This is a genomic window from Streptomyces sp. NPDC087787 (assembly GCF_044743035.1).
In the GTDB taxonomy this organism is placed as follows: domain Bacteria; phylum Actinomycetota; class Actinomycetes; order Streptomycetales; family Streptomycetaceae; genus Streptomyces.
In genome coordinates this window covers 1-11011 of sequence record NZ_JBIUVQ010000003.1, presented here as the reverse complement: position 1 = coordinate 11011, position 11011 = coordinate 1, and the positions used below count along the sequence as shown (strand labels likewise).

Annotated in this window: 9 protein-coding genes; 2 read left to right on the top strand and 7 right to left on the bottom strand. The window is 71.1% G+C overall.

Features of this window, described 5'->3' with window-relative positions; translation table 11 throughout:
* A partial coding sequence (locus ACIOWN_RS06005; protein ID WP_401980679.1) for a HAMP domain-containing protein occupies nt 1–1259 on the bottom strand: 1259 nt, incomplete at its 3' end.
* A 337-nt stretch (nt 1260–1596) separates the two neighbouring features.
* Here ACIOWN_RS06005 and ACIOWN_RS06000 point away from each other — a divergent pair.
* Both ACIOWN_RS06000 and ACIOWN_RS05995 read left to right on the top strand, forming a co-directional pair.
* Entirely contained in the window at nt 1597–1986 is a 390-nt protein-coding gene (locus ACIOWN_RS06000) for an STAS domain-containing protein (RefSeq protein ID WP_362357201.1), read from the top strand.
* Between the two features lie 152 nt (nt 1987–2138).
* Nucleotides 2139–2510, top strand: a complete 372-nt coding sequence (locus ACIOWN_RS05995; RefSeq protein ID WP_362357203.1) for a PRC-barrel domain-containing protein — start codon at nt 2139–2141, stop codon at nt 2508–2510.
* A gap of 88 nt (nt 2511–2598) precedes the next feature.
* On the opposite strand, the gene ACIOWN_RS05990 is transcribed toward ACIOWN_RS05995, so the two are convergent.
* From ACIOWN_RS05990 to ACIOWN_RS05965, 6 genes are all read right to left on the bottom strand, one after another.
* The gene (locus tag ACIOWN_RS05990; RefSeq protein WP_362357205.1) at nt 2599–3033 is read right to left on the bottom strand and encodes an ATP-binding protein; all 435 of its coding nucleotides are present in this window, start codon (nt 3031–3033) and stop codon (nt 2599–2601) included.
* A 130-nt stretch (nt 3034–3163) separates the two neighbouring features.
* A complete protein-coding gene (locus ACIOWN_RS05985) occupies nt 3164–5071 on the bottom strand; it encodes an AMP-dependent synthetase/ligase (RefSeq protein WP_362357207.1) in 1908 nt (635 codons plus the stop codon).
* A 134-nt stretch (nt 5072–5205) separates the two neighbouring features.
* On the bottom strand, nt 5206–7440 hold the full coding sequence (glgB, locus tag ACIOWN_RS05980; protein ID WP_401980673.1) for a 1,4-alpha-glucan branching enzyme: 2235 nt from the start codon (nt 7438–7440) through the stop codon (nt 5206–5208).
* 4 nt (nt 7441–7444) lie between these two features.
* Nucleotides 7445–8833 (bottom strand): maltokinase, encoded by a 1389-nt coding sequence (locus ACIOWN_RS05975; protein WP_401980671.1) that lies wholly within the window; start codon nt 8831–8833, stop codon nt 7445–7447.
* A 29-nt stretch (nt 8834–8862) separates the two neighbouring features.
* The gene (gene treS, locus ACIOWN_RS05970) at nt 8863–10584 is read right to left on the bottom strand and encodes a maltose alpha-D-glucosyltransferase (RefSeq protein ID WP_362357213.1); all 1722 of its coding nucleotides are present in this window, start codon (nt 10582–10584) and stop codon (nt 8863–8865) included.
* Nucleotides 10581–11011 (bottom strand): DUF3459 domain-containing protein (locus ACIOWN_RS05965; RefSeq protein ID WP_401980668.1); only part of this gene is annotated, 431 nt, incomplete at its 5' end. The genes ACIOWN_RS05965 and treS, both read right to left, overlap by 4 nt.

The window sequence follows — 11011 nt, the reverse complement described above, 5'->3', positions numbered from 1 at the left end:
ATCACGTCGGCCAGGGCCGCGACCTCGCCCTCGGCCTCGACCGTGATCTTGCGGGACAGATCGCCCCGGGCCACCGCCGTGGCGACCTGGGCGATCGAACGGACCTGGCCGGTCAGGTTGGACGCCATCACGTTGACGTTGTCGGTGAGGTCCTTCCACGTCCCGGACACGCCCTGGACGTCGGCCTGTCCGCCGAGGCGTCCCTCGGTGCCGACCTCGCGGGCGACGCGGGTGACCTCGTCGGCGAAGGCGGAGAGCTGGTCGACCATCGTGTTGATGGTGTTCTTGAGTTCGAGGATCTCGCCGCGGGCGTCGACGGTGATCTTCTGGGAGAGGTCGCCCTCGGCGACCGCCGTCGCCACCTGGGCGACGTTGCGGACCTGGGCGGTGAGATTGCCCGCCATGAAGTTGACCGAGTCGGTCAGGTCCCGCCAGGTGCCCCTGACGCCCTGGACGTCGGCCTGACCGCCGAGTCGTCCCTCGGTGCCGACCTCGCGGGCGACGCGGGTGACCTCGTCGGCGAACGCGGAGAGCTGGTCGACCATCGTGTTGATGGTGTTCTTGAGTTCGAGGATCTCGCCGCGGGCGTCGACGGTGATCTTCTGGGAGAGGTCGCCCTTGGCCACCGCGGTCGTCACCTGGGCGACGTTGCGGACCTGGGCGGTGAGATTGCCCGCCATGAAGTTGACCGAGTCGGTCAGGTCCCGCCACACACCCGCCACTCCGGGCACCTTGGCCTGTCCGCCGAGTCGTCCCTCGGTGCCGACCTCGCGGGCGACGCGGGTGACCTCGTCGGCGAACGCGGAGAGCTGGTCGACCATCGTGTTGACGGTCTCCTTCAGCTGAAGGATCTCACCGCGCGCGGGCACGTCGATCTTCTGCGACAGATCGCCCTTGGCCACCGCGGTCGCCACCTGCGCGATGTCACGCACCTGGGTGGTGAGGTTGCCCGCCATGGCATTGACCGAGTCGGTCAGATCGGCCCAGGTTCCCGAAACCCCCGGCACCTCCGCCTGACCGCCGAGCGTGCCCTCGGTGCCGACCTCCCGGGCCACCCGGGTGACCTCGGAGGTGAACACGGACAACTGGTCGACCATGCCGTTGAACACGGTCGCGATGTCGCCCATGAGCCCGTCGGCTTCCTCCGGCAGGCGCGTGCCGAAGTCGCCGTCCCGCACGGCCGTCAGGCCGGCCAGGAGCTGCCGCAGTTCCCGGTCGCCCGGCACGGCGTCGAGGACCTCGGTTCTGTCGCTGGTCATGCGCACCCTCGTCCCGCTCCCCAGGAGTCCTCGCCGGTGAGGACTCGCACCTCTCCATCGGGCCGTCGCAGGCCCGCTGACGTGCTGCATTTCCGTGATTTCACGGATCTGCGTGATGAGAAATACGGGGCAGGCTAACCCACTCGGCCTGCCCCGAACAAAACTCGCGCGTCCATATCCGGACCCGTGAATTCGCCCCCGCGCGCGGTGCATGACCTGGTGATTCAGGGGTACGCGGACGGTTTGACCGCAGGGCGCTCCATGGCGCACGGCGCCGCCGTCCGGCATGACGCTCCTCTCGGAAACGACCCGAAGACCCCGGCCCTGGAAGACCCGTATGACAACAATGCCGCCGTCACCCTTCAGCCTCTCCGTCGAGACCCGCCAAGCCGCCGTCGCGGTACGCGTGGAGGGCGACCTCGACTACCTCACCAGTCGCGAACTCGTGGACGCGGTGACCGTGGCGCTCACCCGGCGCCATGCGGCACGGCACCCGGTCGCCGGCATACGCCTCGACTTCTCGCGGCTGCGGAGCGTCGACTCCTCCGGCCTGTCCGCGCTGCTGCGGATCCGGCGCCTCGCGGACGAGGCGGGTCTCGCGCTCCACCTGGACGAGCGTCCGGCCGTACTGGAGCGGCTGCTGGACATGACCGGAACGCGGGAACTGCTCACTTCCCCGCCCGGGAACGTCTCCCCTCCCGAGGAGAGCACCGGGCCGGGCCGGTAGCCGACGGTCCGAGCGGACGGGGCGAGCGCGCTTCCCCCACCCCTCCCGCCGAATGCCGTGGTCACAGAAGGGTAGTTGGTGCGGTGGGAGCCGATGTGCCGGGATGTCGGCCCGACGCTCGTGACACGTCAGCCCGGGGAGGAAGGAGCAGCGTGACCATAGAGAGAATCTGGTCGTATCCGCCGCAGGTCGCTCGCGCCGAGGAAGAGGACCTGACCGGTTTCACCGTCGTCGCCGACGACGGCACCGTGGGCCACGTGGACCGGGAGGGCGGCCGCTCCGGGATGCGGCACCTGGTCGTGGACACCGGGGTGTGGGTGTTCGGCAGGAGCGTGATGGTGCCGGTCGGCATGGTCGCCGGCATCGACTCCGCGGAGCGGAGGATCACGGTGGCCTGTTCGCGCGGGCAGATCAAGGCCGCGCCGAGGTTCAGGACCGACAGCGAGACCAGGGACCCGGAGTATCTGACCCGGGTGGGTGCCTACTACCAGGCGCTTCCGCCGCGCGAGGCGACCAGCGCCTGAGCCGGTGCGGCGAGGCCCGCGGTGCGGGTCCCGACACCGCGTCCGAGCCCGGACCCCGTCCGCAGCCGGGGCTCCGGGTGATCCGGGCTCACCAGGGCAGGAAGACGTGCACGTCCTTGCCGTGATCGTTGACCACCACGCTCACCTGGTCGCACAGGGTGTGGATCAGGTGCCAGCCGATACCGCCGCCGCCCCGGCTGGGGCGGAACGGCCGCGGGGCCGGCTGCGTGGTGCTGGTGTCGCTGAGCGTGACGTGTACCCCGTCGAAGGTGCGGCGCATCCGAAGCTCGAACGGGCCCGGCGCGTACTGCACCGCGTTCGCCGCCAGTTCCGTCACGACCAGCAGGATGTCGTCCCAGTGCTCGGGCGCCGCCGGCCGCGCGTGCCGTGCCACCTCGTCGAGGAAGTCCTCCGCGGCGAGTCGCGCCCCCGTGACATGGTGCAACTCGCCCGCGAAGCGGGCGGTGCGGCTCGGAATGCCCTCGCTGGCCAGTGTGTCGTCCCCACGCGGCTCGAATGCCATCTCGCCTTCCGGCCCGGGCTCGTCGCCGGGCTGTCGTCCTTTCGTTCCCTTGCGTCCCACTGTCTTGTTCCCAGGGGCGAGGAGCCTACGCTTGGGGCGTCGCAGGCAGCGGAAAGGCAGGCGGGAGGCGTCAGCGGAAGACGTCGTCGGGCTCGTCCCAGTCGGCCGTCGGGTCGTGCGCGGCCTCCCGGCGCGCGGCGCGGCTCCGCGCCTGGTACATGGCTTCGATCTCGACCGCGTAGTGCTCGGCGATGGCGTCCCTGCGCAGCTTCATCGACGGCGTGAGCAGCCCGCCCGCCACGTCGAAGGGGGCGGGCAGCACCCGGAAGACCCGGATGGACTCCGAGCGGGACACCGCGCTGTTCGCGGCGGCGACCGCCCGCTCGATCTCCTCCCGCAGCGCGTTCTCCTCGCGCGCCTCGTGTTCCGGCGCGTCACCCTGCAAGGCCAGCGCCGCGCGCCAGTGGGCCAGGAACTCCGCGTCCAGGGTGATCAGCGCGCCCACGCACGGCCGGTCGTCGCCCACGACCACCGCCTGGTGGACCAGCGGATGCGCCCGCAGCCGCTGCTCCAGCGCGGCCGGGGCCACGCTCTTGCCGCCGTTGGTGACGATGATGTCCTTCTTGCGCCCCGTGATGGTGAGATAACCCTCGGTGTCCAGCTTGCCGAGGTCTCCCGTGGCCAGCCAGCCGTCGTGCAGGACGGCCCGGGTCGCGGACTCGTCGCCCACGTACCCCTGGAACAGCGACGGTCCCCGCACGAGGATCTCCCCGTCGTCCGCCACTTCGATCGCCGTGCCCGGCAGCGCCCTGCCGACGGTCCCCGACTTCTCCCGGCCCAGCGGCTGCATGGTGATGCCGCCCGCGGTCTCCGTGAGCCCGTATCCGTCGTGCACGTAGATGCCGATGCCCTCGTAGAACAAGGACAGGTCCCGGCTGAGCGGGGAGCCGCCGGAGGTGGCCCGGACCACCCTGCCGCCCAGCTCGGTCCGCAGCTTGCGGTACACCGTCCGCTCGTACAGGGCGTGTTGCAGCCGAAGGTCAAGGCCAGGACCCGGGCCGCGGCCCAGCCGCTGCCGCTCCAGCGCGGTGGCGAAGTCCCGGGCCGTTTCGGCCGCCCGCTCGAACAGCGCGCCGCGCCCCGCCTGCTGGGCCGCGCGCAGGAAGTTCTTGTAGATCTTCTCGAAGACGGAGGGCACGGCGTGGAAGTACGTCGGCCTGAACGAGCGCAGCGCCGACGCGAGCGACTCCTCGCCCAGCTCCGGCTCGTGGCCCATCAGGATGCCGCCGCGCAGGCACAGGCTCTGGATCATCAGCCCGTACACGTGCGAGAAGGGCAGGAAGGCGAGCACCGACGCCTGCTCGCCGGGCGGCGCGGCGGTGTGCCCCCAGCCTGCCAGCAGCGTGTCGCAGGGGTTCGCCAGCGCGCGGTGGCTCAGCGCGCAGCCCAGCGCGCGGCCCGTGGTGCCGGAGGTGTAGGCGATCGCCGCGGTCGCGTCGGGCAGTACGATCCGGCGCAGCGAGTTCACCGTGGTCGGCGGTACCACCGCCCCCTGCTCCACCAGGTGCTCCAGCGCGTCCGCGTCGAGCTGCCAGACGTGCTGGAGCCGGGGCAGCGTCGCGCACAGCGGGCCGACCGTCATCACGCCCTGCTCGTCCTCGACGACGACGGCCACGCACTCGGAGTCCCGCAGGATCCACTCGACCTGCTCGCGCGAGGAGGCCGGGTGGATCGGGACGACCTCGGCGCCGACCGCCCACAGCGCGTACGCGAGGACCGTCCACTCGTACCGGGTGCGGGCCATGATCGCCACCCGGTGGCCGGGCGAGATCCTGGCGGCCACCAGCCCCCTGGCCAGGTCGGTCACCTGCTCCCGCAGCTCCGCGGCGGTCACCTCCTCCCACACCGGGGAGGAGGGGTCGGCGCGGCGCGCGAGCACCGGCAGGTCGGGACGGGTCTCCGCGGTCTCGAAGACGCTGTCCGCGAGCCCACCGGCCGGCGGGGCGACAGTGGACGGAGCGAGGGCGAGGTCGCGCATGCGCTGCTCCTGGGGTTCACGGAGGTGACTGCGCCGGTGACGGACTCGGTCGACGCGGATCGAATGTAGCCCAGGTCCGCACGTCACGGGTCCCGAACTGGGAAGTAGCGCCGTTTCCCCGTGCCCCGGCCCGCTCAGGCGGGGTGCGGAGTCAGCCAGAGCGTGGCGAGCGGTGGCAGCGTGAGACGGATGTGCCGTTCCTCGGGCCCGCCTTTCGTTTCGAGTGGCTTCGCGTTGGTGACGCCGCCCCCGCCGTAGCGGCCGGCGTCGGTGTTCAGCACCTCGCGCCACGCGGTGACCTCGTCCGGTACGTCCAGGCGGTAGCCCTCGCGCACCACGGGGGAGAAGTTCGACACCGCGAGGAGCGGGACGCCGGCCGCGTCGAGGCGCAGGAACGCGTAGACGTTGTCGTCGGCGGCGTCCACGGCCACCCAGCGGAAGCCCTCCGGCCGGGTGTCGCGCTGCCACAGGGCCGGGGTGGCCCGGTAGACGGTGTTGAGGTCGCGCACCAGGTCCCGCACCCCGCGGTGGTCGCCCGCGGCGCAGTGGTCCTCGTCGAGCAGCCACCACTCGGGCCCGTGCTCCTCGGAGAACTCGCCGCCCTGGGCGAACTCCTGCCCCATGAACAGCAGTTGCTTGCCCGGATGGGCCCACATGAAGCCCAGGTAGGCGCGGTGGTTCGCCCGTCGCTGCCACCAGTCGCCGGGCATCTTCGACACCAGCGCCCGCTTGCCGTGCACCACCTCGTCGTGCGAGATCGGCAGCACGTAGTTCTCGCTGTAGGCGTACACCATCGCGAAGGTCATCTCGTGGTGGTGGTACTTGCGGTGCACCGGCTCCTTGCTCATGTACTGGAGCGAGTCGTGCATCCAGCCCATGTTCCACTTCAGCCCGAAGCCCAGGCCGCCGCTGTCGGTCGGCGCGGTCACACCGCCCCACGCGGTCGACTCCTCGGCGATGGTCACCACGCCCGGGGCGCGCCGGTACACGGTGGCGTTCATCTCCTGGAGGAACGCCATCGCGTCCAGATCCTCCCGGCCGCCGTACGCGTTGGGCGTCCACTGGCCGGAGTCGCGCGAGTAGTCCAGGTAGAGCATGGAGGCGACCGCGTCCACCCGCAGGCCGTCGACGTGGAACTCCTCGCACCAGTACACGGCGTTCGCGACCAGGAAGTTGCGCACCTCGGTGCGGGCGAAGTCGAACTCGTACGTCCCCCAGTCGGGGTGCTCGGCGCGCTGCGCGTTCCCCGGCTCGTACAGCGGGTCCCCGTCGAAGCGGGCCAGCGCCCAGTCGTCCTTGGGGAAGTGCGCCGGCACCCAGTCCATGATCACGCCGATCCCGGCCCGGTGGCAGGCGTCGACGAAGTACCGGAAGTCGTCCGGCGAGCCCAGTCGCGCGGTCGGGGCGTAGTAGGAGGTGACCTGGTAGCCCCAGGACGGCCCGAAGGGGTGCTCGGCGACCGGCATCAGCTCCACGTGGGTGAAGCCCAGGTCCCTGACGTAGGCCGGGAGCTGCTCGGCGAGCTGACGGTACGTCAGCCCCGGTCGCCAGGACGGAAGGTGGACCTCGTACACCGAGAACGGCGCCTCGTGCACCGGCACGTCCGCGCGGTGCGCCATCCACTCCTGGTCGCCCCACTCGTGGTGCGCGGCCGTCACCACCGACGCGGTGGCGGGCGGCACCTCGGTGCGCCGTGCCATCGGGTCGGCCTTGAGGAACCGGCCGCCGTACTGCGAGGTGATCTCGAACTTGTACTTCGCGCCCTCGCCGATCCCGGGCAGGAACAGCTCCCACACGCCCGCCGCGCCCAGCGAGCGCATCGGGAAGGCGGTCCCGTCCCAGTGGCTGAAGTCGCCGGCCACCCGCACGCCACGCGCGTTGGGCGCCCACACGGTGAACCGGGTCCCGGTCACGCCCTGGTGGGTCATCGGCTCCGCGCCCAGCGCCCGCCACAGCTGCTCGTGCCGGCCCTCCCGGACCAGGTGCAGATCCAGCTCGCCGAGAGCGGGCAGGAAGCGGTAGGGGTCGTGGACCTCGTACTCGTCCTGCTCGTAGCCGACCACCAGGGTGTACTCGGGGATCGCGGCCAGGGGCAGTACGGCCGAGAACAGTCCGTCGCCCTCGGAGGCGAGCGGGGTCCGCTCGCCGTCCACGACCGCGCTCACCGCACGGGCGAAGGGACGCAGCACCCGCAGGGCGATCCCGCCCGGCACCGGGTGCGCGCCGAGCAGCGCGTGCGGGTCGTGGTGGGCGCCGGACAGCAGGCGCTCACGGTCGGCGGGATCGAGCGGCGGAGCCGTACTGGCCTGTACCGCCGCGGGCAGGACGGGGCCGGACGGCTCGGGAAGTGACGTGTCGCGCAGTGCCATCGGTTCAGCCTCCTCTCACGGCGAGACGTTCGATCGCCGCCATCGGTACGGCGAGCCAGTCGGGGCGGTGCCGGGCCTCGTACAGCACTTCGTACACGGCACGGTCCGTCTCGTAGGCCCGCAGCAGGGCGTGTTTCTTACGGGGGTCCCAGCCGGCCAGCGAGGCGTAGCCGGCGCAGTACGCCTCCCGGCAGCGGCGCGCCCACTCCGGGCGCCAGGGGCGGCGCTGGCGGGCGGCGTAGTCGAAGGAGCGCAGCATCCCGGCCACGTCCCGGACCGGGGACTCGGGGATGCGGCGCTCGGCGAGCGGGCGCGACGGCTCGCCCTCGAAGTCGATGACGAACCACTCCCGCCCGGCCCGCAGCACCTGCCCGAGGTGCAGGTCGCCGTGCACGCGCTGGGCGGGCGGCCCGGCGTCGCAACTGGCCAGCGCGGCGAACGCGGTGCGCAGCCGGGTCGCGTACGGGCGCAGCGCGGGGACGCTGTGCGCGGCGGCCTCCAGATGCTCGGTCATCGTCGCGGCGGTGCGCGCGATGTCCTGGTGGGCGCCGGTGGGGAAGGCGCCGGCCAGCGCCAGGTGGACCTCCGCGGTCGCCTGCCCCAACTGGTGTGCCTGGGCGGTGAAGTCGTCACCGGTGGCCAGGGCCCGCAGGGCCAGCGTCCAGCCGTCGGCGGCGTCGCGCAGGAACGGCTGCAGCACCCCGAGCGTGGCCGGTTCCGGTTGCGCGGTGCGGAACCAGGCCACCGGAGCGGGCACCCGGGTGCAGTCCTGTCCGGCCAGGGCCCACGGCACCTCCAGGTCCGGGTTGACGCCCGGCTGGATGCGGCGGAACACCTTCAGGATGAACTCGTCCCCGTAGATGATCGAGGAGTTGGACTGCTCGGCGTCCAGCAGCCTGGGCACCAGGGCGCCGGGGATCGGTACGGACGCGTCCGCCTCGAAGTGCAGCGGGCCGAAGGTGCCGGGGTGGCGCATCCGCTCCAGGAGCAGCTGCGCCGAACGCGGGTCGCACAGCGCGTCGTAGACCGCGAAGCCGGCCAGCGGCCCCTCCTCGGGGCGGCCGACGAACGCCCGGTGCAGGCGTGGGGCCGGCTCCCGCCGTACACCGAGCAGCAGTTGGTAGCAGTCGGCGGGCGGCGGGGCGGGTGTGCCGGTGGGGGAGGGGACCGTGCCGGGACCGGAGGCGACGCCCGCGTGCTCGGCGTGGACGAGCAGATGCAGACAGCCCGGGAACAGCTCCGTCATCGACAGCAGACGCAGGTCGGTGACGGGCCGGTCCTTGCCGGCGAACCAGCGTTGTCGCGGCAGCCATTCGCGCAGCAGCGAGCCGAGCGAGGTCATGGGCCCGGCCGGGCTCCCGGCGCTCGGCGTCAGTGATGCGGTCTTCGGCATGGTCACGCCTCCTTTCGTCGGCCGTACGCTCACCCGCGTCGGCCGGTCCGGGATGCGACGCCGGCGGTGAGCCGGAACCAGTAGAACCCGTGGCCCGCCAGGGTCAGCAGGTACGGCAGTTCCCCGACGGCCGGGAAGCGCACTCCGCCGATGAGTTCGACCGGGTTGCGTCCCTCGAAGACCCGCAGATCGAGTTCGGTCGGCTGTGCGAAGCGGGAGAAGTTGTGGACGCACAGGACCAGGTCGTCCTTGTACTCGCGCAGGAAGGCGAGGACGGCGGGGTTGGAGGAGGGCAGTTCGGTGTAGGAGCCGAGTCCGAAGGCGGGGTTCTGCTTGCGGATCTCGATCATGCGGCGGGTCCAGTGCAGCAGCGACGAGGGCGAGGACATCGACGCCTCGACGTTGGTGACCTGGTAGCCGTAGACCGGGTCCATGATCGTGGGCAGGTAGAGGCGGCCGGGGTCGCAGGAGGAGAAGCCGGCGTTGCGGTCGGGGGTCCACTGCATGGGGGTGCGCACCGCGTCGCGGTCGCCGAGCCAGATGTTGTCGCCCATGCCGATCTCGTCGCCGTAGTAGAGGATCGGGCTGCCGGGCAGGGAGAGCAGCAGGGCGGTGAAGAGTTCGATCTGGTTGCGGTCGTTGTCGAGGAGGGTGGCGAGGCGGCGCCGGATGCCGATGTTGGCGCGCATGCGGGGGTCCTTGGCGTATTCGGCCCACATGTAGTCGCGTTCTTCGTCGGTGACCATTTCGAGGGTGAGCTCGTCGTGGTTGCGCAGGAAGATGCCCCACTGGCAGGTGGCGGGGATCGCGGGGGTCTTGGCGAGGATTTCGGAGACGGGGTAGCGGCTCTCCCTGCGGACCGCCATGAAGATGCGGGGCATGACGGGGAAGTGGAAGGCCATGTGGCACTCGTCGCCGCCGGCGGCGTAGTCGCCGAAGTAGTCGACGACGTCCTCCGGCCACTGGTTCGCCTCCGCCAGCAGCACGGTGTCCGGGAACATCCGGTCGATCTCCTTGCGCACCCGCTTCAGAAAGGCATGGGACGCGGGGAGGTTCTCGCAGTTGGTGCCCTCTTCGGCGTAGAGGTACGGGACCGCGTCGAGCCGGAAGCCGTCGATGCCCAGGTCCAGCCAGAAGCGCAGGGCGGCCAGGATCTCCTCCTGCACCGCGGGGCTTTCGTAGTTGAGGTCCGGCTGGTGGGAGAAGAACCGGTGGAAGTAGTACTGGCCGCGGACCGGGTCGAACGTCCAGTTCGAGGTCTCGGTGTCGACGAAGATGATGCGGGCGTCCGGATAGCCCTTGTCGTCGTCGGCCCACATGTAGAAGTCGCCGTAGGGGCCGTCGGGGTCCTTGCGGGACTGCTGGAACCACGGGTGCTGGTCGCTGGTGTGGTTCATGACGAAGTCGATGATCACGCGCATGCCGCGCTGGTGGGCGGCGTCGACGAACTCCACGAAGTCGGCCAGGTCGCCGAACTCCGGGAGCACCGCGGTGTAGTCGGAGACGTCGTAGCCGCCGTCCCTGAGCGGTGACTTGAAGAACGGCGGCAGCCAGAGGCAGTCCACGCCGAGCCACTGGAGGTAGTCGAGTTTGGCGGTCAGGCCCTTCAGGTCGCCGACGCCGTCGCCGTTGCTGTCCTGGAAGGAGCGGACGAGGACCTCGTAGAACACGGCACGCTTGAACCACTCCGGGTCCCGGTCCCTGGCCGGGGCGTCCTCGAAGATGTCAGGGACGGGCTCGTTGACAGTCATGGCGCTGGGGGCCCTCCGATCTCGGACGAGGTGGACGATCGCTGGACGTGGAGCACGTGCGCGGGCCGTTCGCCCGGTTCCAGGCGTACGTAGTTGGCCCTGCCCCAGTGGTGGGTCTCGCCGGTGAGCTCGTCGCACACCGGCATCGACTCGTGCCAGTCCAGGCCGAGTTGCGGCATGTCCAACGAGACCGTGGCCTCCTGGGTGTGGTGGGGGTCGAGGTTGGCGACCACGACGACCGTGTCCGGCCCCTCGCTCTTGCTGTACGCGATCACGGCATCGTTGTCGGTGGCGTGGAAGCGCAGATTGCGCAGGCGGTGCAGCGCGGGGTGGCGCCGGCGGATGTCGTTGAGTTTGGTGATGAGGGGGGCGATGGTGCGGCCCTCGCGTGCGGCGGCTGCCCAGTCGCGTGGTTTGAGCTGGTACT